The organism is Streptomyces sp. NBC_01142 (assembly GCF_026341125.1).
Lineage (GTDB): Bacteria > Actinomycetota > Actinomycetes > Streptomycetales > Streptomycetaceae > Streptomyces.
Window position 1 is genome coordinate 44238 of sequence record NZ_JAPEOR010000001.1, and the last position, 19739, is coordinate 63976.

General features: G+C 71.0%; 27 protein-coding genes. 1 reads left to right on the top strand and 26 read right to left on the bottom strand.

Features of this window, described 5'->3' with window-relative positions:
• Positions 1-48 precede the first annotated feature (48 nt).
• The 14 genes from OG883_RS00220 to OG883_RS00285 form a co-directional block, all read right to left on the bottom strand.
• Positions 49-1032: a hypothetical protein gene (locus OG883_RS00220; RefSeq protein WP_266533202.1), complete on the bottom strand. Its 984-nt coding sequence runs from the start codon at positions 1030-1032 to the stop codon at positions 49-51.
• A 10-nt stretch (positions 1033-1042) separates the two neighbouring features.
• Positions 1043-1948, bottom strand: a complete 906-nt coding sequence (locus OG883_RS00225) for a phage tail domain-containing protein (protein ID WP_266533205.1) — start codon at positions 1946-1948, stop codon at positions 1043-1045.
• Between the two features lie 2 nt (positions 1949-1950).
• The gene (locus OG883_RS00230; protein ID WP_266541125.1) at positions 1951-4362 is read right to left on the bottom strand and encodes a phage tail tape measure protein; all 2412 of its coding nucleotides are present in this window, start codon (positions 4360-4362) and stop codon (positions 1951-1953) included.
• A gap of 233 nt (positions 4363-4595) precedes the next feature.
• A complete protein-coding gene (locus tag OG883_RS00235; protein ID WP_266533208.1) occupies positions 4596-5084 on the bottom strand; it encodes a hypothetical protein in 489 nt (162 codons plus the stop codon).
• A complete protein-coding gene (locus OG883_RS00240; protein ID WP_266533211.1) occupies positions 5084-5605 on the bottom strand; it encodes a phage tail tube protein in 522 nt (173 codons plus the stop codon). The genes OG883_RS00235 and OG883_RS00240 overlap by 1 nt, the downstream gene beginning before the upstream one ends.
• A 12-nt stretch (positions 5606-5617) precedes the next feature.
• Positions 5618-6049, bottom strand: a complete 432-nt coding sequence (locus OG883_RS00245; RefSeq protein WP_266533214.1) for a minor capsid protein — start codon at positions 6047-6049, stop codon at positions 5618-5620.
• Positions 6046-6393 (bottom strand): hypothetical protein, encoded by a 348-nt coding sequence (locus tag OG883_RS00250; RefSeq protein WP_266533216.1) that lies wholly within the window; start codon positions 6391-6393, stop codon positions 6046-6048. The genes OG883_RS00245 and OG883_RS00250 overlap by 4 nt, the downstream gene beginning before the upstream one ends.
• Positions 6390-6710 carry a hypothetical protein gene (locus tag OG883_RS00255; RefSeq protein WP_266533224.1) on the bottom strand — a complete coding sequence of 107 codons (321 nt, stop codon included), beginning with the start codon at positions 6708-6710 and terminating at the stop codon, positions 6390-6392. Before OG883_RS00255 ends, OG883_RS00250 begins: the two co-directional genes overlap by 4 nt.
• On the bottom strand, positions 6704-7102 hold the full coding sequence (locus OG883_RS00260) for a hypothetical protein (RefSeq protein WP_266533227.1): 399 nt from the start codon (positions 7100-7102) through the stop codon (positions 6704-6706). The genes OG883_RS00255 and OG883_RS00260 overlap by 7 nt, the downstream gene beginning before the upstream one ends.
• A gap of 2 nt (positions 7103-7104) precedes the next feature.
• Positions 7105-7341, bottom strand: a complete 237-nt coding sequence (locus OG883_RS00265) for a hypothetical protein (protein ID WP_266533230.1) — start codon at positions 7339-7341, stop codon at positions 7105-7107.
• Positions 7342-7352: 11 nt separating this feature from the next.
• Complete coding sequence (locus tag OG883_RS00270; protein WP_266533233.1) at positions 7353-8363, bottom strand: major capsid protein; 1011 nt, start codon at positions 8361-8363, stop codon at positions 7353-7355.
• A gap of 18 nt (positions 8364-8381) precedes the next feature.
• Positions 8382-9020 carry a hypothetical protein gene (locus OG883_RS00275; protein WP_266533236.1) on the bottom strand — a complete coding sequence of 213 codons (639 nt, stop codon included), beginning with the start codon at positions 9018-9020 and terminating at the stop codon, positions 8382-8384.
• A gap of 48 nt (positions 9021-9068) precedes the next feature.
• On the bottom strand, positions 9069-9239 hold the full coding sequence (locus tag OG883_RS00280; RefSeq protein WP_266533239.1) for an Rmf/CrpP fold protein: 171 nt from the start codon (positions 9237-9239) through the stop codon (positions 9069-9071).
• A gap of 10 nt (positions 9240-9249) precedes the next feature.
• Complete coding sequence (locus OG883_RS00285) at positions 9250-11505, bottom strand: phage minor capsid protein (RefSeq protein WP_266533242.1); 2256 nt, start codon at positions 11503-11505, stop codon at positions 9250-9252.
• A gap of 69 nt (positions 11506-11574) precedes the next feature.
• Between OG883_RS00285 and OG883_RS00290 the strand changes: the two genes are divergently transcribed.
• Positions 11575-11793: a cold-shock protein gene (locus OG883_RS00290; RefSeq protein ID WP_323180854.1), complete on the top strand. Its 219-nt coding sequence runs from the start codon at positions 11575-11577 to the stop codon at positions 11791-11793.
• Here the strand turns inward: OG883_RS00290 and OG883_RS00295 are convergent.
• From OG883_RS00295 to OG883_RS00350, 12 genes are all read right to left on the bottom strand, one after another.
• Positions 11790-13265 carry a phage portal protein gene (locus OG883_RS00295; RefSeq protein WP_266533244.1) on the bottom strand — a complete coding sequence of 492 codons (1476 nt, stop codon included), beginning with the start codon at positions 13263-13265 and terminating at the stop codon, positions 11790-11792. The genes OG883_RS00290 and OG883_RS00295 overlap by 4 nt on opposite strands.
• A complete protein-coding gene (locus OG883_RS00300; RefSeq protein WP_266533247.1) occupies positions 13252-13689 on the bottom strand; it encodes an HNH endonuclease signature motif containing protein in 438 nt (145 codons plus the stop codon). Before OG883_RS00300 ends, OG883_RS00295 begins: the two co-directional genes overlap by 14 nt.
• A 73-nt stretch (positions 13690-13762) precedes the next feature.
• Positions 13763-14995, bottom strand: a complete 1233-nt coding sequence (locus tag OG883_RS00305; RefSeq protein WP_266533249.1) for a PBSX family phage terminase large subunit — start codon at positions 14993-14995, stop codon at positions 13763-13765.
• The gene (locus tag OG883_RS00310; RefSeq protein WP_266533252.1) at positions 14992-15441 is read right to left on the bottom strand and encodes a helix-turn-helix domain-containing protein; all 450 of its coding nucleotides are present in this window, start codon (positions 15439-15441) and stop codon (positions 14992-14994) included. The genes OG883_RS00305 and OG883_RS00310 overlap by 4 nt, the downstream gene beginning before the upstream one ends.
• Positions 15442-15607: 166 nt before the next feature.
• A complete protein-coding gene (locus OG883_RS00315; RefSeq protein ID WP_266533255.1) occupies positions 15608-15748 on the bottom strand; it encodes a hypothetical protein in 141 nt (46 codons plus the stop codon).
• 208 nt (positions 15749-15956) lie between these two features.
• Positions 15957-16739 carry a hypothetical protein gene (locus tag OG883_RS00320; protein ID WP_266533258.1) on the bottom strand — a complete coding sequence of 261 codons (783 nt, stop codon included), beginning with the start codon at positions 16737-16739 and terminating at the stop codon, positions 15957-15959.
• Positions 16736-17080, bottom strand: coding sequence for a hypothetical protein (locus tag OG883_RS00325; protein ID WP_266533261.1), 345 nt, complete (start codon positions 17078-17080; stop codon positions 16736-16738). The genes OG883_RS00320 and OG883_RS00325 overlap by 4 nt, the downstream gene beginning before the upstream one ends.
• Positions 17077-17268 carry a hypothetical protein gene (locus tag OG883_RS00330; protein ID WP_266533264.1) on the bottom strand — a complete coding sequence of 64 codons (192 nt, stop codon included), beginning with the start codon at positions 17266-17268 and terminating at the stop codon, positions 17077-17079. The genes OG883_RS00325 and OG883_RS00330 overlap by 4 nt, the downstream gene beginning before the upstream one ends.
• Positions 17265-17510 carry a hypothetical protein gene (locus OG883_RS00335; protein WP_266533267.1) on the bottom strand — a complete coding sequence of 82 codons (246 nt, stop codon included), beginning with the start codon at positions 17508-17510 and terminating at the stop codon, positions 17265-17267. The genes OG883_RS00330 and OG883_RS00335 overlap by 4 nt, the downstream gene beginning before the upstream one ends.
• Entirely contained in the window at positions 17507-18328 is an 822-nt protein-coding gene (locus tag OG883_RS00340; protein ID WP_266533270.1) for a hypothetical protein, read from the bottom strand. The genes OG883_RS00335 and OG883_RS00340 overlap by 4 nt, the downstream gene beginning before the upstream one ends.
• Complete coding sequence (locus tag OG883_RS00345; protein WP_266533272.1) at positions 18325-19086, bottom strand: hypothetical protein; 762 nt, start codon at positions 19084-19086, stop codon at positions 18325-18327. The genes OG883_RS00340 and OG883_RS00345 overlap by 4 nt, the downstream gene beginning before the upstream one ends.
• 219 nt (positions 19087-19305) lie before the next feature.
• Positions 19306-19596, bottom strand: coding sequence for a hypothetical protein (locus OG883_RS00350; RefSeq protein WP_266533274.1), 291 nt, complete (start codon positions 19594-19596; stop codon positions 19306-19308).
• Between the last annotated feature and the right edge of the window lie 143 nt (positions 19597-19739).

Here is a 19739-nt window from a genome sequence, read left to right on the forward strand (position 1 = left end):
ATCGCACAGGACGACCCGGTATGCGGGGGCGATCAGATGATCACCCCCTTATGCGTCGAGGGGGTACGTCACTCCGGAGAGTGCGGCCCACGTGGTCAGCCCGGTACTGGAGATCAGGCGAAGTTGCCCGCTGGTCCACGCGTCGAGCTTGATCGCGGCGCCGCCCGCGGCGATCGGTACGGACGTGAGGGCGGCCGGCCGGCAGTTCGCGGGGAGGACGGTCGCGAGCAGGTTCCCGGTGTTGGGCGGCGAGCCCGAGGCCACCCAAGACACGCCACCTCTCAGCTGTAGATGGGGGACGCCGGCGACGATGATCCGCCGGTACCTGACGTCGCCCTGGGCGTTGCCGTTGTTGGTGAAGCCCGAGGCGAGGGTGAGCGGTGTCCACCCGACGGTGGGTTCGAGGGGCTGCCACGATCCGCCGTCCCACCGGTCAAGGCCCGTCCCGTTGTCGCGGTACTGACCCGCGTACGCGCCGGAGAAACCGAGGCCCCACCCTCGGGGGATGATCCCGCCGTACGCCGAGGTGTAGCGGCGGCGGTCGGCGAGCGCCGAGGCCCACGTGATCCCGCCCGTACCGGCCGAGGTGCCGGCGGGAACGGTGATCTCCCACAGCCGCAGGGCTGCGGCGGGCAGGGTCGGGGGGACCGGGGTTGCGGTGGCCGCGCCCTGCACGATCTCGACACGGGCGGTCGTCTGCCCGGTGCTGTCGTACGCCGTGTCGTAGACGCGCAGCACTATGGCGTCGATCCGCCCGTACTGGGCGTGTCCGTCGCCGACGGTGAGGGTCTCGGGAGCTGTCACGGCGACGGGGTACGCCCCTTGGGCGTCGGCCCCTTGGATCAGGGCACGGCCGACGCCGAGCTGTACCTGCATGGCGGCGGTGCCCGTCGCGGTGAGGGCGGTTCCGCCGGCGATCACGCCGTCGCGGGAGCCCATCGCGCTCTCGGGTGCCATGACGCCGAGGGGAACGAGGCGGGTGTCTTCACGGGTTTGCCCGGCGGCGAGCAGCCATCCGGCACGGACGGTCAAAGGGTCCTCCTTACCAGTGGGCGGAGCGCCATCGGATCGAGCACGAGGCGCGGGGGTCGGTGGCGCCGGGCGCCGACCGGAACAGGAGCGAGGTCGTGCCCGGGGTGAGGGTGAAGAGGGTTTCGGGGACGCTCCGGGCGGTCACGGTGTAGAGCCGCGCGGCGGTCGCGTTGAGGGTGACCGTGCCCTCGCGGGTGTCGATCACGAGTTCGTCGTCGAGCGCGAGGTCGATGTCGTACTCGATCGCCTCGCCTGTAGCGAGGTTGGTCACGGACGGGAGGGAGAGGGGGCCCCGGATCGCGATCACGGGGTGCGCGGGGGCGTCGCCCTCGTTGACGGCGAGGAGCGAGCCCGTGCTGCCCGGGGCACCGAAGTTGATCGGGTAGAGCAGCCGTTCCGGCCCCGGGGGCACCTGCCAGTCGAGGCCCGGTTCGGCGGACGGTAGCTGCGCCTCGACCTGCTGCTCGACGAGGCTGTACCGGCGCGGGTCGGTCGCCTCGAACTGGAGCGCGGCCCCCTGCACGATGCCGATCGCGTACCCGCCTACTCCGACGGGGATCGAGCGGCGCATGCAGCGGGCGAAGGAGAGCAGGGGCAGCTCGTCGTCGAGCTGCACGACGAGCGGCTGCTCGTCGTCCCGCAGGGCGGTCGCCGCGCGCAGCGCGCGCACGGCGGCGCCCATGCGGCGCGGCTCGGTACGGATCACGATGTCGTCGAGGGTGATCGTCCGGGGCTGCGCGAGGAGTCGGCCCAGGTAGGCGCCGTGGGCGTCGGACCGGTTGACGGTGCCCGAGTCAACGGCGGGAGAGTCCTCCCACCCGGGGAGGTTCTTCCACCGGTAGGGGGTGCCGGGGCCGAGCAGCAGGTCGCCGAACTGGATGTGCCCGGGGGCGGTGACAAGGTCACCCGCGGCCATCTTCACCCCCTGCCCTTGGCATGCCAGGCAAGCGCCGCCGCGGTCTGATCCGCGGTCGCCGCTCCCGAGTGCCAGTTCTCGATATGGACAGTCGGGCCGCCCCAACCCCCGCCCGCACTAGCGCCGTTGGCGGGCGCGCCCGCGGTAGCGAACTGCGGGGCTGCGGGCACGGTGACGAGTCGGCGCATGGTGCGGTCGATCGCGGGGGCGCCTGCTTTGATGCCCTCGACGATTCCCGCGGGAATGAACTTTCCGATCTTGTCACGCATAAGGCGACTCGGAGAGTGAATTCCAAGTGCCTTAGCGATGGGTCCCGGGATCAGGTTTTTGGCCCAAGACATGAGAGTTGAACGCAGCCAACTGCCCATAGCCCGGATGCCGTTCCACAAGCCCGTGACCAGATCGCGCCCACTGTCGTACAGCATCGAACCGAAATTACCGAAGTAGCCTGCGATCATTCCGGGCAGTCCGCGCAGCCAATCCAGCATTTCGCTGGCCTTGCGTACGGTTCCCGACTTGATGGAATCCCAGTGCTTGATGATGAGCCCGACGAGCGTCCAGTTCAGGAAGAAATCGACGATGCGACCCGGGATGCCGCGCACCCATTCAACGGTTGCATTCCAGGCGGAGACTGTTCCGCTCTTGATTGCATCCCAGTGCTTGATAATCAGGCCGACGAGCGTCCAGTTCAGGAAGAAATCGAGGATCGCCTGACCGACCCACTTGAGTTTTCCCCAAACCCAATCCCAGGCGGCCGACGTCGCCGACACGATCGTGTCCCAGTTGGCGACGACAAGCGCGACGATGCCGACTACAGCGGCGATGATCAGCCCTACCGGGCCCATCGCGAGAAGCCAGGCAGCGGCCATTCGGGCGCCCTGAATCAGGCTTTGCGTGCCCATGAGCACCCATGCGCCGACGACCCGTAGAGCCGCAGCAGCGGCGCCCGCACCCTGCGAGAGCCAACCGGCGAGCATCATCACGTTGAGCGCGACGAACCGCGCCGCGGCTACTGCGCCGGCCGCGGTCTGTGTGGCCCATCCGGTGACCACGGCGGTGGTCGTGGTCCATGCGGTGATCCCGAGCGCGACAAGCGTCGGGATCATCAGGAGCGTGATCACGCCGGCGGCGATCGAGAGCGCCGTCGAGTGCTCGGAGATCCACCCGACGGACGTCCGCAGCGCGCCGCCGAGGCCACCCTCGCCGATGAAATCAGCGGCCTTTTCGAGGGCGGGTACAACGTAGTTTCCGAGGACGGTAACGACCTTGTCGATTGCCGCGCGCTTGAATACCTCGAACTTTGTTGCAGCGTTGTCGCGCATTGCGTCGCCCGCCGCGTCCGTCGCGCCCTTGACGTTGCCGAGAGCGGCGACGGCGGTTTTCGGGTCGAGCTTGAAAAGCGCGGATTGCAGATCCTCGGCCTTGGTTCCGAAGAGGGCGACCGCGGTTGCATTCCGTTCGGCAGGGTCCTTAATGGCCTTGATGCGGGTAAGGACTTCCCCGAGGGCTTTCGAGGCTTCCGGTCCACCCTTTGTGAACGTCTTCGCCATTACGTCCGCGTTGAGCCCGATGGACTTGAAAGCGTCAACGCTTCCCTTGCTCATGTCCTTCGAGCGGATCGCAAATTCCTTCAAGGCGTCGCCGACGGTGTCGGCATCGCGGGCACCCCCTTGCAGCCCCTGCTGCATGAGGCCCATCGCGGTCTGAGCGTCTAGCCCCAGATCCTTGAACTGAATCGGGTACTCGCTGAAAGTGTCGAGCAAATCCTCGGCCGCGTTGGTGCCCGACTGGCTGCCCTTTACAAGGACGTCCATTGCCTCTTCGGCGTTTTTCGCGATGCCGGATTTCAGCATCACGCCGACCGCGCGGGACACCTTGCCGACGTCCTCGCCCATGACCGAGGCCGTGTCCGAGACACGCGTCGCCATGTCCTTGATCTGGCTCTGCGTCGCCTCGGGCGGTAGCAGACCCTGCTGCGCGATGCCGCGCAGGATGTCGGCGCCGTCGGCGACCGACTCGACGATCGCGCCGGAGTACAGGGCGCCGGCGGCCTTGCCGTATTCCTTGGCGACGGGGCCCGAACTGCCCATCTGCGCCTGTAGCTTGCCGGCGACCTTGCCGCGGTCCATGGCTTCGGCGATGCCGCCCATGAGCGCGCTGCCGATGGCCCCGCCCACCGCGGCGGCGGCGAATCCTTTCAGCGCCGCGCCCATGCCGGAGGACGCGCGCTCACCGCCGTCGGCCGCGCCCTCGGCGAGACCGTCGCCGAGGGCGTCGCCCGCTTCCTGCCCTGCTCGGTCGGCCGCGGCGGCGATCTGGTCGCCGCCCGCCTGTACCGCGGCGCGGGCGCGCGCCATTCCGGCATCTGCGCCCGAGTCGTCGATCGTGATTGTGGCGGCGAGTTCGCCCACCATGAGGGCCACGGGTGGTCACCTCCTGGCGGTCGTCCCTCCCGTGGGGGAGGCATCGGGCGGAGGGGTGAGCACCCGGGCGAGGCGAGACTCGGCCGAGAGCAGAGCGAGGATGCGCACGCGCAGCCATCGCCAGGAACGGGCTTGCAGCAGCCCGGGAGTGCTGAGGTCGATCCCGTAGACCTCGTGCAGATCAGCCTCGACGAGCGGCCACTCGGCGAGGATCGCCGCCCAGGTCAGCGACGCTTGCGGGCCTTCTTGCCCGCGCCGCGGGCGGGCGCCGGGCGGGTACTCGTACCACTCGTAGAGCCCCGAGACGGGGTCAAGCTCGCCGCACCCGATCGGTTCCGGCGGGCCTCCCGGTTCGGGGCCAGACGAGAAGGGTCGCCGGCCGCGGTCCAGTACCGCTCTGCGGCGGTCTTGTCCTGCGCGATCCACACCATGGCCGTGATCGCGGCGTGCTTGAGCGTCGGCCACTTCACGCCGTCGGCGATCATCTCGTCGTGAGCGGGGCCGAGTACGTCTCGGTAGAGATCGCGCTCGGCGGCGTCGCCGAGCACCTGCTCGTCGGCCCGTCCTCCGTCCGCGGCGACCGCGGCGGCATGGATGAGTGCCTGTGTCCGCAGGCCGATCTCGGCCGAGGGCGCGGGCACGGTGTAGAGGCGACCGGCGACCGGTAGCTCGATCGACTCGTCGAGCAGTTCGCCGAGTTCCTCGAACGCCACTACGCGTTACCTCCCTTGGCGGCGAAAGTCCCGCCACCGGCCGCGGGGTTGGTGATCTCGGCGAGCGGGCCGGACCCGGTAAGCGTGACCTTGATCGTGTCGACCTCGTCGGGGCCCCCGCCGTCCGGCTCCCAGGTCACCAGGGCGAGGCCCTGCTGCGCGTCCGGGGCACCGTTGCGGTCGTAGTAGCGGATGTTCACGTACGACTTGGCGCCGAACGAACGGGATGCCTTCCGCAGGGCTTCCTGCGCGGCGTTGAAAACCCCGGTCGTTGGGTGGGCGCGGTGAGCGATGGTGGTCTCGATCGACCACGCGAGCATGGTCACGGCCTGCTCGGCCCACCCGTCGGCGTCGTAGGTGGTGACCTCCTGCTGCGTCGGTTCCACCTTGGGGGTGAATTCCGTGACCCCGGGGACAAGGGTCCATATCGGGGTGCCGGGCGTGGTGCCCATGTCCAGCTCAAGGCGGTACCTGCGAGCGAGCGCGGTTACGGTCTCGGCCGGGGGCGTCGGGGTACTCAAAGGGGGCGCCTCCTATTCGAGGTGGGGGTGCGCCCGGTGGGCGCGGGCATGGAAGTTGGCGGATCGCTCCCAGCGGCCGGCCGAGTCGGCGCCGATCGGGGCGGCCGAGACGCGGTAGACGAGCTGCACGGGGACGGCGCCGAATCGGTGTGGGCCGCTGCCGTGCAGCACCTCGTGCACCTGGTCGTCGAGGGCGTCGACCTCGCGGGGGTCGGCCCCCGCGCGGGTGCGCGCCTGAATACCCGTGGTCGTGTCGGTGAGCACGGGGGAGTCGGTGACCGGGTAGGCGGCGAGGCAGATCACGCGGTCGGGGACCGGGGGAAGAGCGGCGATGGTGATCGCGGTCTCGCCCGCGGCGTATACGCCGTCGGGGCGGTAGATGCCGACGCCGGCGGAGTGCAGCAGGCGGGCGAGACCGTCGAGCAAGTCGACGGTGTAGGTCATCGCAGTTCGCGCCGGACCTGTGCGGCGATCACTGCCTGCACCTCGCCGGCGACCTCGGGCAGCACGCTCTCGACGTACTTCGCGGAGCGGCCGGGGGAGTGCCGGGCGGTCATGTCCTCGTGGACCCGGACCGCGTATGGGGTGTCGTAGACGACGGCGGCGGTCAGCGCCTGCTCGTCGACGCTGACGGCGCCGGAGCGTTCGAGGGTGCCCTCGGCGATCGGCACCCGCTGCCGGGTCGCTTGCAGGGTGAGTTCACCGGCGAGGTTCAGTCCTCGCAGGAGTCCTGAGCGGATCGCGGTTGTGGCGGCGTCGCCGTTCCAGCGCAGGCGGGCACGGCTCATTCGCACATCACCTCCGCGCAGCTCGGTACGGGCAGGCCCGGGGCGGTGTGGCCGGTGGCGACAAGCGCGGTCGTGATCCGTCCGTCGGGCAGGGTGACCCGCGATCCGGGCGGGCAGTCCAGACCGGGCGCGGCGATGATCTGCGCGGTGCTCGTGACGGCGCGGCCGTCGGCCGCGCGGATCATGCGGACGGTGTGACTGACGAGGGCGGGATGCTCGGCGGTCGGCCCATAGGCCGGGCCGTACGCGCCGTCGCCGAGGTACGGCTCGACGCTGATTCGGTGGCGGAGCAGGGAGGGCGGGACGCGGGTCACCATGCGGCCACCCATCCCGGGGTGAGGCCGGCGCGGCGCAGCTCTCGGGCTGCGCGCGGCGCGAGTTCGACGCCGGACGCGCCCGCTGTCGAGGCGGATCGCCCCGACAGGGACACGGGGCCGATCGAGACCGAGTCCCATCTGCCCTGCGACCCGGTGCCGTCGTCGCCGGCGGCCACCCAATACTCGACCTGCGCGCAGCTCGCCGCGGCCAGAGCGGCGGCGATCTTCGCGTCGAGCGGGTCGCCGTCCTCGTCCACGGGATAGACCGCGGTGAGCAGCGCACTGTCGATGTCCTCGCCGGCCCGTGCGAGGAGTCTCTCGGCGTCGGCAGGTGCGGGCTGTCCGGTGTAGGTAGCGAGCTGTTCGGGGGTTGCGTAGGGCTGGCGGGCCACGATCACCCCCTCTTATTGCGCGCAGCAGAACGGCCCGTCGACGTGGTGTCGGCCGGGCCGTCCTGCTCGCTGCTCTGCTCGGTATCCGGCGGATCGTCGCCGAGGGGCTCGACGGTGTAGCCGGCCCCCTGGCAGTAGCCGATCACTGCCGGGTCGCTCGTGGTGGCGGTGCCGTCGGTGAACTGGACGCCGGCCGGTCCCTCTCCGGTGAAGTCGGCGACCGGGGCCGTGATGCGCATGATCACGGGCATCACGCGCTCTTGATGTTGCGGAACACGGCAGCGGCCTTGGTCGCCTTGAGGACGGGTGCCACCGGCCCCATTTCGACTTCACCGGTCTTGACGGCGCCGGAGCGGTCGAACTCGGGAAGCCATGTGGACACGAGCGGGGCGCCGCCCCCGACCGAGGCGCCGTGGAATCCATCGAGGCCGTAGCGGACGGCGTACAGATCGCCGAGGCCGGTTACGTTCCCGCCCCCGCCGGCGCCGTCCGGGTCGCGGGTCACCAGGCCGATCACGTCGACGTTCGCTCCGGCCTTGCTCTTGAGGTCGACGAGCGGGATTCCGTTGTACGCGGTGACCGGGCGCCCGAACGCGTCCGTGCTCTTGTCGAGCTGGTCGGTCCACGCGGCGATGGTCTTGAAGAGAGACAGGGTCTTGCGGTTGCCGTAAATGACATCGGGCGCGTCATCCATCGCGGCGAGCCAGTCGTCGATGTGGCGCTGCGCGGCGAGGGCCGAGCCCTTGTCGGTGATCGTGGTCCAGTCGACGAACCCGCTCGTGACGCCGTTGTTCAGCGGCAGGTACTCGGTGCTCGATCCGGTCAGGATCTTCGACAGGCCGTCGAATCCCTTCGCGTCGGTGGCCTTGTCACCGTTGATCACGGCGTCGGCGAATCGTGCGCGGCTCGCCTTGATGAGCTGCTGCATGTTGAGGGTGACGGCGCCCGAGGCGGCCGGCCCGATACGGGCGATCACGCGGTCGATCTGGAAGCTACCGCCGAGCGGTACGAGGTCGACGGTGTAGCGCTGCGTTGCGACCTCGGCCGGCACGTACTCGCTGTTAATCGCGCGGAAGTCGGCCGACCGCTGGCTGATCAGGCGCCGGTATCCGTAGGTGAGGGTGTCGCCGCCGGTCGGGCTTACGACGTTGTCGAAGGTGAGGCGGTCGAGGATGTCGGACGACTTACGGAACTCGTCGATGACCTGAACGTCTACGTCATCGGTGGCATTGTTCCGGGCCTCGCTAAGGGAGGTGGGCAAAGGATTCTCCTAGATCGTTCAGCCGCCGAGGCGGGCGGCGACGGCGTCGTGCAGCGTGGCGGCGCGGCGGTCGCCGGCCGGGGCGCCGTGGAACTCGGCGCCGCCGCGGGGCGGGCCGGACGGTCCGGCGCGGTAGATGTCGGGGTCAGCGGTCACGGCCGCGGTGATTGCGGCGGCGAGCTTGGTGCCGAACTCGGCCGCGGTCGGGTCGAGGTCGGCGACCGAGGCGAGGAAGCTGCGCGAGTTGAGCAGGCGGTCGCCGCGGGCGCCCTGGTCGGCGGCGGCGCGGGCGACCGCGAGTTCGACGCGGGCGGAGCGCAGTTCGCCGGCGTGCTCGGCAAGCAGGCGGTCGCGCTCGGCGACCGCGGCGGCGAGCTTGGCCGGGTCCTGCTCGGCCTCGCCGCCGTTGGGGTTGAGCGCCTTGGTCACGGCGTCGAGGGCGGAGCGCAGTTCGTCGCGCTCGGCCGCGGCCTGCTCGGCGCGGGTGGTCGCCTCGGCGAGCTGCTGCTCAGCGCCCGCGCCCGCGGCCGGGGCGGACGGAGCGCCTGGGGCGGGGTTCGGCGGGGCGGCCGGGTCGCCGGCGGGCGGGGTGACGGTGCCGGGGTCGACGGTGTTCTCGGGCATGACGGGATAGCCCTCCGGGGCTCGTACGGGCATGAAAAAAGGGCCACCTGATCGGCGGCCCTATAGAGGGGGAGAGAGGGGCTACGGCTCGGCCGGTGCGAGCTGCTGCTCGGCGGCGACGTAGCCGCGCACCCATGCGGCGCGCAGCAGCGGCTCTTCGCCGCGGTACGGGCAGTCGGTAGCCGGTCGCCCGGTGAGGGCGGCGTGCGCCCCGGCCTGCCGAGCGCGCACCGCGGCCTCGCGGAATCCCACGGGCACCCCCTTACTGCTTGAGCTGCTGACCGTGGGCGGACTGGCGGGCGGTCTCGGCCGCCGCGTTCTTGACGCCGGTCACCTGCTCGGTGAACTCGGCGAGCGTGACGCGCGGCGAGGTATCGGCCCACCATCTGATGAGGTCTTCCGAGGCGCGGGCGTAGGCGACGTGCGCCGGCCCGGTGAAGAGCGAGCGCGGGTCGACGCCGGCGGCCTCGGCCGCGCGGCTGAGCATGTGCCCTCGGGTCGCGTCCTCGGCGGCGAGCCATTGCAGGTAAATGTGTTCCTGGTACATCCCGCGTATCTCTTCGCGGCTGTACGCCTCGCGTGCCGCCCGCTGTTCGAGTTCCCGCTCGTACGCCCAACGCTCGGCGGCGGACATGTGCTCGGTCCCGTCGGGGCCCTTTTCGAGGTCGCGCCCGTAGGCGCCCCACTCGTCGGGGTCCGCCGGGGGCGGGTCGTCGAGGGGCACGGGCTGCATGGCCTCGTCGAGCGCGGTCCGGGTGGCGAGGGTGTCGGCGACGCGTGCGCCCGCGGGGGCGGGCGGTGGCGCGGCCGGGTACCGGCGGTCGATTTCGGCGGCGATCCGGGCGGAGTCCTCGGGGGCGGCGTAGCGCACCCCCCAGACGAGCAGGTCGTCGCCGAGGGCGGAGAGGTCGCCGGCGAGACGGCCGGAGGGGAAGAGGTCGGCGAGCGCTCGGCGGCGGTGGATCTCGGCGCCGATCGCCGCCCGGTCGCCTTCGACGTTGCGGGCGCGAGCGGCGAGGTCCCGTTCAGACATGCCGACGAGGTCACGGCGGATACCGGGCATGGCGGCGTCGATGTCGCGCCGGTCCATCTCCCCCATGATCCGCAGCATGTCGTCGTCGCCGAGGTGGGTAGAGACGCGGGCGAGCTCGTCGTCGCTGAACTCGGCGAGGTTGTCGACGAGTCGGCCCTGCGGTCGGATGCGGTCGAGCAGCACCTGCTCGTCGCGCCGGCCGGCCTCGCCGCGGATGCGGTCGAGGTCGCGCTGATCGAGCACGCCGGGCCGGATCGCGGCGCCGAGCTGCTCGTCGGTCATCTCGGGCAGGGTGCGCTCGTCGCCGGAGCGGACGCGCGCAGCCTCGAACGCGTCCTGCGGCGGGCGCGGTGCGGTCGAGGGGAGGTTGCTGGCGCCGGGCTGCTCGCGCTCGCGACGGCGGATGAGTTCGGGGTGCTCGGCGAGGTGGGCGCGCTGTTTGGCCTGCCACTGCCGAACCTTGGCCTCGGCCGCCCGACGAGCCTCGGGGCTCGTCGCCGCGGCCGACCGGTTCTTGTACTTCCTGATCCCGCGCTCGATCGCCCTCTGCTTCTGTGTCGCCTCGTATCCGTCGGGGTCCTCGGACGCCTCGGCCGCCGGCCGGGTCACCCCGGGCAGATAGGCGGCAATGCTGTGCCTGCAATTCGGGTGTTGGAAACCGCGCTGCCGTGCCTCGTCGAGACTGCCCGCGATGTGCACCTGCACGGTGCTGCCGTCCTCGACGGCGTGCTCGACCTCAACCGTGCGGGCGCCGCCGGGTCCGTCGAGGCTCAGTACCTTGCCCTCGAACGGTTGGCACACAGGGCACTCGTGGGGGGCGTTGCTGACGATCACGAGGTCGACGCCGGCCGCGCGCAGCTTGTCGCCGTGCGCCTCGACCGCGGCCCTACCGGTCGCCGTCCGCACGGCCATCTCGGCATAGCTCGTCATCTGCCACGCGCGCCCGCCGCGGTCGACGAACGTCCGCAGACCCCGGTCGGCAAACCGGTCCATGGCGGATTGTGTGGCCTGCCTGCGGGTGTCGACGCCGAGCAGGGGAGTCGCCGAAACCTCGGCGATCACCTGCCGGTACCCGTCCTCGACGCCGCGGAGTATCCCGCGGTGGGTGGCCGTTACGAGATCGATTGTCTCGGCGGCGAGGCGGTCGACTGCCCTCGTGCTCGGCGTGGTCTCGGCGATCCGACGCAGGTCGGCATCGTGCAGTGCCCCGAGTTCGGCGAGACCGGATCGGGCGCCGATGTTGTACGCCTCGGCGACCGCGTCGAACACGTCGAGCTGTACCGCCTCGGCGAGGGCGTCGACGACACCCTGTGCCCCGCGGCGCAGCGCCTGAATGTCCCGCAGTTTGTTGGTCGCCCACCCCGGGGCTTCGAACCCGTCGGCGAGCTGCCGGGCGACGATGCCGAGCAGCCGCTGCTCGGCGTCCGCGTACAAGTCGCGGACAGCGGCCGAGAGATCCTCGGCCATGGCGGGGTGGATGGGCACGGCCACCCCCTCAGGTATTCACCTATTCGAGTGAGTTTCTTGATCGTCTACGAGGGGATGTATGGGCTCATGACGAATCTGAAGCGCGGCACAGTGAAGTGGTTCAACATCACCAAGGGGTTCGGATTCATCGAGCCCGAGGTCGGCGGTGACGACATCTTTGTCCACATCTCCGCAGTCGAGAAGGCAGGTCTGAGCTCCCTCGAAGACGGCCAAGAGATTCAGTTCGAGATCGAAGAGGACCAGCAGACCGGCAAGGCGTCCGCCATCAATCTGGAGGTCGATTAGTCGAGGGCCCCGACCTGCATGGGGTCAGGCACGGCCTGGCCTGTCTCGGTGAGGATGCGGGCGACCTCGGTCTGCACTTCGGCCTCGTCCCATCCGGGGTGGATCATTCTCACTTTGGTGTCGACGCTTACGGCCTGCGCCTGCTGATACAGGGAAAGGGTCTGCGCGAGCGTGGTCGGGTCCTCGCTGATGACGCCCCCGAAGTCGATCCGGGGGCGCTCGGGCACGATGCTGCGGCCGAACAGCAGCCGGTCGAGCAACAGCATGACGTGCAGCATTTCGGCGAGGGGCGGCGACCAATACCGGATTTTCTTGCCGCGGGTGGTCATGCTCCGGCGCTCCTTCGCCTTGACCTCGGTTGCGGTGATCGCGGCGCCCTGGTCGTCGATGCCGAAGGTCTGCGCGGCGTAGCCGGCCGACCGTACGGCCTGCCGTGTCGTGGCCTCGGCGCTCCTCTCGTGCTCCTCGACCCGGATCGCGAACTGAGACAGGGTGATGCCGCCCTGCTCGGTGGGCGGGATGTTCAGGAGCTGCCAGATTTCCCGGTCGGAATCAAAGCTCGCCCCGTTGCCGGGGCCGTGGTCGCGCAAGTAGGCGTCGGGGATGATCAGGCGGGCGCGGGCGAGGCGGATGTCGCGAATCCAACTCGTCCATGTCGTATCGAGCGCGTCTAGCAGGTCGTACAGCGGGGCGGCGTAGTCGGAGCGGCCGAGGTCTGAGCCGCGATGCTTTCGGTTTGGCCCGATGTTGCGGACGTAGGCGGCGGTCAGACGGTCGATGCCGGTCTCGATCGACTCGCCGTCGGGGCCGAGCGCCTCGGCGAGCGGGGCGACCGCGGGGTGCTCGGTGAGCGGTACGCGTCGGCCGAGGTTGTCGGCGGTGCCCTGGTAGAGCGCGTGCAGAATGCGACCGCGCTCGTGCCGTTCCAGGTGGCGGAGCACGGTCGCGCCGTCCGAGGCGAGCTCGTGCCAGAAGGTCACGGCGCGCAGCAGGCCGAACGAGAACTCGGGCACCGCGCAATCAGCGTGCACGGTGGTGAGCAGCGGCCGGTCGACGAGCGAGCGATCCCACGTGATCCGCAGGTACACGCCGCCGAGTGCGGCGGCGACCTCGGCGCCTTCGAGCAGGGTGTTCGCGATGCCGTCGGCGTCGCTCAACTCGTTCAGTCGGTCCTGCGTCGCAGTGTCGGCGACGGTGAACACGGGCGGTTCGCTGAACAGCAGGTCGGCGCTCGCGGTGGCGATGTCGCCGGCGAGGGGGATGTGCAGACGGTTGTCGCGCTTACCGGGCTGCGGTGCGCGGCGGCGCCCCCACAGGCGGGATGCGCCGTTCGTCCTGCTCGGGTTGTTGGCGTAGACGGCGGTCAGCTTGGCGGCGTCGCCGGAATACCAAGCGTCATCGACGCGCATCTCGGCGAGGGGGCGGGCAAGGTGCGGCGGGGGCCAAGGGGCGTTGTTGTCAGGCAGCGGCACAGCTCACCCCCGTTCGCTTCCGTGCGCGGGCGCGCGCGGCCGTGCGGCAGGTGCGGCACTTGCGGGTGCCGTTGCCTGCTCGGTAGGTGTTGGCCTCGTCGAACGCGTGGCCGTGGATGCACTCGGTCTGTCGGGCGCGGGCGGCGACGTGCGACGCGCCCCTCAGGACGTTGACTCGCTGCGTGACCGGTTCGAGGTGGGCGGGGTTGACGCACCCGCGGTTGCGGCACAGGTGGTCGATCACCAGGCCCTCGGGTATCGGCTCGACGAGGGCCTCGTACGAGGCGCGGTGCGCGTACTGGCGCTCGCCGTCGATGGTGAAGCGGGCGTATCCGTTGGGCATGAGGTAGCCGGTCCACTGCCAGCAGCCGGCCGGGGTGTCGGTGATGCGGGCGAGGAATCGGTCGGTCCAGTCGGCGCGCACGGGCGGCCCCCCTTGGGCATGGCAAAGCCCCCGCGCCGACTCGGCGGCGGGGGCCGTGGTCGGTTGGGTTGGGTTATGCGGCTTGCGTGAGCAGGGGGCGCCACTCGTGCGCCGTCGAGTGGATCACGTAGCGCAGGGCGTCGACGCTGTGATCGTCCTTCTTCACTGGCTTGTCTTCACCGCGGGCGGCGGCCTCTTCCGACCACACGTAGGTGGGCAGTTCGCCGAGCAGTCCCTCGCACGAGCGATGGATGCGCAGCAGGCCGGCGTCGAGGGCGTTCGAGACGCTGCGGATTCCGTCGATCACGTCGTTTACGGCGCGGGTGACGCCGGGGTGTCCGTCGGCCCAAAGCTGATTGGAGTACGAGGCGGCGCTCGGGTCGACGAACGTCCATTCCGGGATCACGTCCAGTTCGCCGAGCCAGTCGCGGACGGCGCGGCTGTACTGCGCGTCGGTCATCTGGCGGTGTACGGCGCGGGAGTCGTGGCGCCACTCGCTCACCACGTACAGCCGGTCGTCGTCGCCGAGGCCGAGCAGCAGCGCGGCGAAGGGGTTCGCGGTGCCGTAGTCGATGCCGACCCAATGGCGGCGCATCGCGGGCAGCTCGTCGACGACGTGCAGCGCCTCGTCGTAAGCGTCGTAGACGGAGCCCTCGGCGACGACCCACTCGCCCAGGATCATGCGCCGGCGCCACAGGCCCGTGAACTCTGCGGCGAGGGCGGCGACGTACGCCTCACTCAACGAGGGGTTGTCGGCGAGGCGGAAGTGAAAGGCGGCGAGGTCGAGTTCGTCGGCCCGGTCGAGGTAGTCGGTCCGCAGCCAATGCCGGGGCGAGTCGGGGTTCGTGGTCCCGATCAGCTTCGCACCGGGGACCGACAGGCGGGCGAGGAGCTGCCGGAAGAAGGCGGCGGGCAGCAGCGTGACCTCGTCGCAGTAGGCGAGCGAGGCGGTCATGCCGCGCAGGCGCCCCTCGGCGCGCGCGTCCGCGGCGCCGACGAGGTGAACGACGCGGCCCAGGATTACGGCCGTGGTGGCGCCGCGGGTGTGGTGGACCTCGGCGGCGACCTTGCCGAACAGCGTCGGGTCGGCGAGGACGTCGAGACAGTTCCGCTCGATCGTCTGGAGCGACCTGCCGCAGATGACGATCAGGCCCGACGCGGGGGCCCGGTGGATCATGAGTAGGAAGCAGACGAGCGAGGCGATCGTCTTTCCGCTGCGGACTGAGCCGTGCCAAAGGTTGATACGGGCGGTGGCGCCGCGGATCGAGTCGATCTGTTTGGGGGAGAGCGGGGCGAGGGCGGTCACTGCACCTCCTCGCTGTCACCTCCGACCGGGGGCCCGAGCAGGGCGTCGGCGAGGCGGTCGAGCATCCCGCCGGCGCTCCCGCCGCTGGTGTGGCGGGCGAGCTCGGCGACCTTGGCGTGTACCTCGGTGAGCGCGCGTGCGGCCGTGGCGTAGTCGCGTGCGTCCCGGGCGGACTCGGCCTCGACGACCCGCTCGACCTGAGCAAGAGCGCCGTCGAGCGCGTCGTCGGCGAGGCGCTCGCGCCGGGTGACGGCGTCGGCCGTACGGGCTTGTGTGGCAGCAGCCACGCGCGCCCCGCCGCTGAACGCGAGGCCCTGCTCGGCGGCGATCTTGGAGACGGTGGCGGCGCTCCGCCCGGTCTCTCGGGCGATGGCGTTGCGGGACTTGCCTTCGGAGTGCAGTCGGCGCACCGCCGTGCGGTCGGCGTCCGTGATCGGCTCGGCCACGGGATCACCTCCCGGACATGCCAACGCCCCGCCACCGGGGGGATGGTGGCGGGGCGTGAGTGCAGTGCCTGTTTCCGGGCACGCCGGAGGCGCTCCCCACATTAGGTCACGGGCAGATAACAATGCAACCTCAATGCGAGTGATGCATGATCCCGCCGGGGCTGGGCTACACCAGGCCGACGGCGCGCGCCGCGAACATCAGGGCCATGGCCAGGACCGCGGTAAAGCCCAGCAGGAAGATGAGTCGCAGGGTGCCGTCGCCGCTTTGGAGAGCTTCGCGAATTACCCGCCCCCAATAATTCTTCACTTTCAATCAATCCCTTCGAAGGTTCAACACGCAAGTACAGACCTAAATATTTACTTAGCAACACTAAATAAATTGAGGTCAAGCAGGGTCGAGAGATCCCGCTATATGGTGAACTGTCGTGCCAACTGGGGGGCGGTGGGGCGGGTTTGCGTGGGCTGTTATCAAGTCGTGATGGTGGGGGCCCGGATCACCGGGCCCCCACCTACGCCTACGCCGCGGCGCTGATGTCCAGCCCGAGCGCGACAATCAGTTCGGGGAGGTCGTCCCACTCCCACACCCGCGCCCGCTCGCTGCTGTCGAGGGGGACAGGGGCCGAGCAGGCGCGCCCGCCCAAGCAGGTCACGGCCGGCGGCCCGTCGGGGGCGCTGTGCAAAGTGAGCTCGCCCTCGCACCACGGGCACGGCTCGGGCAGCGGGGTCTCACGCTGGTCGAGGCCGAGAGCGCGCAGCACCCGGGCCTCGGCGATCCGCGCGGTACGCCTCGCTTCGTGCAGCAGGTGCAGGGGGAGCACCTCGAACGGCGGGGCGCTCAGCGTGCCGTCGAGCTCGTGCTCGGGCGTGGTGTCCTCGTCTCGCACGCGCCCCTCGACCCACACGCACGCCCAATGCAGCCCGTGCGCCCGCGATCCTGCCGCGCGCCGACTGTCGGGCGCGGCCGGGTCCGGGGCCCGCCACGCGCGGGGGTCGCCCTGCTCGGTGCGCTGTACGGCGGCGGCGAGGGTGTCGGCGAGGTCGAACACGAGCCGCTCGACAGCGAGGGCCGAGTCGAGCGCGCCGAGGTTGAGCGGGGCGGGGTGCTCGCGGAGTATGAGCGGCGCCCGGTCCTCGACGACGAGCTGCTCGTCGTCGCCCTCGCGCATGGTGTGTGCGAGCTGCCGCGGTGGCCAGTGATCGGCCGGCGGTTCCTCGATCGCGAGCAGCAGGTCGGCCCACCGGCCGCGGATCGTTCGCAGCGCGCGGGAGGTCTCTTGCACAGCCTGTGCGTAACTCATGCGCGCACCCCCGCGCCCGTGCGCAGGGACTCGACCTCGGCGGCGTACTGGTCGCGCTCTGCCTCGGCCTCGACGATGGCCTGCTCGGCGGCGGCGACGCGGTGTGTCAGCCGCAGCGCCGCGGCCTGCTGCCCTGCGGCCGAGCGCCGGAAGGCGTCGCCGTCGGCGACCTCGGCCTCGACGAGCTGCCGCAGCTTTACCGTTTCCTCGGGGCCGAGCACCCCTCGGTCGGCGCGGGCGAGCAGGACTCGGATCGCTGCGCGCCGCTCGTCGCGCACAGCCTCGCGGGCGTCGCTCCGGCCGCGCCGAGACCGAGTGCGGGTACGGGTGTTCAGGTTCATGGTGTGGTCTCTCCGTTCTCGGCTCGGCGCGGCGTCGTCGAGCAGGTGGTGCAGGTGGTCGGGCAGGGTCCGCGGTCGAGGCGGCGCAGCTCGCGGTCGAGGCGATCGTCGATCCGGACCGCGTACGCGAGGGAGGCGCCGAGGGCGAGCGCGAGCGTCACGGCGAGGGCGAGCAGGGCGGCGCTCATGGGGTCCTTTCCTCGTTCGTTCGGGCACGGCGCAGCAGTCGGTCGAGGGCGCGCCGAGCGCCGCGGGTTTCCCGCGCGCGAGGCGCGACCGGTCGCGCGGGGTAGACGTCGGTCAGGTGCCATCCGTCGAGGGCGAGGCGGTCGGCGAGGGCGGCGACGACAGCGGTTGCGAGGTGTGGCTGCACGTCGAGCTCGTCGGTCAGGTGCGCGGCGATCACGGCGCGCGCGGCGGCGGGAATCATCGGGCCTCGCCCCCGCCGCTGGTGTGCCGAACTCGGGACTCGCGCCGCGGTGCGGGCGGTTGGCACATGATCCGAGCGAGGCGCACCTGCTCGTCGTCGGCCTGCTCGCCGTTGCTGAGGTGAGCGAGCAGCGCCTCGACGCGCGAGGGGTGAACGCCGGTGAGCGGTCGCCGGCCCTTCCCGCGGTTGCGGAAGCTGCTCCGGCACTGCTCGTCGATGGCGGCGAGGCAGTACGGGCACCGGACGCCGAGCGGGTCGGGCAGACCCTCGGCGACGAGCTGCTCGCGGTGCGCGCGGGCCGGCCGGAACTGCCGCAGCTCGGCGGCCACGTGTGCGGGCATGTACCGGCGCGGGCCGGTGCCGACTCCCGACGTGAGCGCGGCGAGACGTTTCTGCCCAGCCTGGTTGATCTCGGCCCGGTACTGCGCGGGCGCAGCGTGCCCGCGGGCGACCGAGGCACGGGTGCCGAGCAGTTCCTCGCGCCACGCGGCGGGGTTGTCCGGGTCGGCGGCCGGCACGGGGTCGGTGTGGCGGGCCATGACCTCGGCGCGGTGCGGCCCCCATGCGGCGAGCAGGTCGTGCGGCTCGATCGGCCGGTACTGCGAGCTCTTGTTCCCGCCCTGCTGCTCGTAGTAGCGGCGGGTTGCGCGGGCGGCGTCCCATCCTGTGGCGGGCATGGTCGCGGGCACGTCGGCGACGGCGGCGGTCCACTCCGAGATGGTGCGGGCGGACTGCTGCGGGTCGGCGAGGGCGCGGCGCACGCGGCTGTCGAGGGTTCCGGCGAAGGCGAGCAGGGCGGCGATCTGTTCGGGCGTCATGTGCGGCTCTCCTTTTGGGCGAGCAGGGCGAGGCCGGCGGCGAGGTTGTCGGCGTAGCTCGCGGTCGAGGCGGGCGCCCGAGGCGGCGCGCTCGGCGCCGGCCGGTCGAGGTCGCTCCAGACCTTGAGCCAGTAGCGGGCACTCTTCGGTGCCTCGCCCGGATTGGTGCGGCGGGCGGCGAGGTCGACCAGGGCCTCGACGCCGTGCGCCTGTACGAGCCGGTAGACGTCGCGCTGCTCGCCGAGACCGAGCGACCACCGGACGGTGATCGAGGCGGAGACGAGAGCGGCGTCGAGCGGACGCAGTTCGGGAATCAGCGCTGCCGCGGTGTTCGTCGCGCGCGGCTGCTGCTGTTCTTTGTCTTGTAGAGAGCTTCTTTTGTTCTGGGGGCCGGTGAGCGGCCCCCCGGGGGCCGGTAGTCGGCCCTCCCCCGGGCCGGTAGCCGGTCCCCCCGGGGCGGATGTCCGGCCCTCCCCGGGGCCGCTCACCGGCCCCCCGGGGGCCGATCTCCGGTCCGGGCCGGTAGTCGGCCCGGACCGCTCACCGGCCCTCCTCGCGTCGAGCAGCGGGAAGCGGTAAACCGTTTCGCCGCCGGGCCCGAGCCTGCCCTCGACGACGGCGAGCTCACCCGAGACAAGCAGGGTGTCGACGGCGTCGCGGACGGTGGACCGGGCGGCGCGGGTGCGCCGGATGAGCAAGGCGGTACCGGCGTAGGCGACGCCGTCGGCGTCGGCCCGGTCAGCAATCGCGAGCAGCACCAGACGAGCGGCGCCTCGGCTGTCGGACTGGGACCAAACCCAATCCGTCGCGGCGAGGCTCAACGGAACGTCTCCTTACGGGGATCGGCGAGCCCGGAGGTTCGGGCAGGCCGGCGAGTGCTGCGGGTGTGTGAGCAGGGCACCGGTTGCCGACGATGTAGCGGCGGGCGCCGACCGCTCGGCAGTGGGCGCGGGCGGCGCCGCTCCAGTGCTCGCAGATCACGCGGCAGATTCAGCGGCGCCGACGTACCGGGCATAGACGCGGTACTCGGTGCGGTCTCCCTCGGTGACGGTCCGGGCGACCGCCTCGAACGTGCCGGCCGGGGAGTACGCGGGCAGTCGCGCCTCGCGGATCGCCCGCGCGGCCGACGCCGCACTGTCGAGGGAAGCGGGGCGCCGGATGACCCCCCACACCTCCGGGTGCGTTCGCAGGTCCGCAGCGATCCGCGCGTGCTTCGTGTTGCGCTGCGCGGGCGGCGGCCCCAGGTACTCAACTGCACTTGCACTCATGTTCAACCCCTGTCAGCAGACGTGAACAACCCTGATCACAGCACGGTAAAACCGGCAGGTGGACTGTTCACGTTCATGAACAATCACGACCCTAGGAGGAGAGAAACGGCACGTCAACGGGATTGGGGGTTGTGCTCTGGGGC

Coding starts and splice junctions, on each gene's coding strand:
- OG883_RS00225 (WP_266533205.1), bottom strand. CDS start 1,948: ATGGCCGCGGGTGACCTTGTCACCGCCCCCGGGCACATCCAGTTCGGC.
- OG883_RS00230 (WP_266541125.1), bottom strand. CDS start 4,362: ATGGTGGGCGAACTCGCCGCCACAATCACGATCGACGACTCGGGCGCA.
- OG883_RS00245 (WP_266533214.1), bottom strand. CDS start 6,049: ATGACCTACACCGTCGACTTGCTCGACGGTCTCGCCCGCCTGCTGCAC.
- OG883_RS00250 (WP_266533216.1), bottom strand. CDS start 6,393: ATGAGCCGTGCCCGCCTGCGCTGGAACGGCGACGCCGCCACAACCGCG.
- OG883_RS00255 (WP_266533224.1), bottom strand. CDS start 6,710: ATGGTGACCCGCGTCCCGCCCTCCCTGCTCCGCCACCGAATCAGCGTC.
- OG883_RS00265 (WP_266533230.1), bottom strand. CDS start 7,341: ATGCGCATCACGGCCCCGGTCGCCGACTTCACCGGAGAGGGACCGGCC.
- OG883_RS00275 (WP_266533236.1), bottom strand. CDS start 9,020: ATGCCCGTACGAGCCCCGGAGGGCTATCCCGTCATGCCCGAGAACACC.
- OG883_RS00290 (WP_323180854.1), top strand. CDS start 11,575: ATGACGAATCTGAAGCGCGGCACAGTGAAGTGGTTCAACATCACCAAG.
- OG883_RS00320 (WP_266533258.1), bottom strand. CDS start 16,739: ATGAGTTACGCACAGGCTGTGCAAGAGACCTCCCGCGCGCTGCGAACG.
- OG883_RS00325 (WP_266533261.1), bottom strand. CDS start 17,080: ATGAACCTGAACACCCGTACCCGCACTCGGTCTCGGCGCGGCCGGAGC.
- OG883_RS00330 (WP_266533264.1), bottom strand. CDS start 17,268: ATGAGCGCCGCCCTGCTCGCCCTCGCCGTGACGCTCGCGCTCGCCCTC.
- OG883_RS00335 (WP_266533267.1), bottom strand. CDS start 17,510: ATGATTCCCGCCGCCGCGCGCGCCGTGATCGCCGCGCACCTGACCGAC.
- OG883_RS00340 (WP_266533270.1), bottom strand. CDS start 18,328: ATGACGCCCGAACAGATCGCCGCCCTGCTCGCCTTCGCCGGAACCCTC.
- OG883_RS00350 (WP_266533274.1), bottom strand. CDS start 19,596: ATGAGTGCAAGTGCAGTTGAGTACCTGGGGCCGCCGCCCGCGCAGCGC.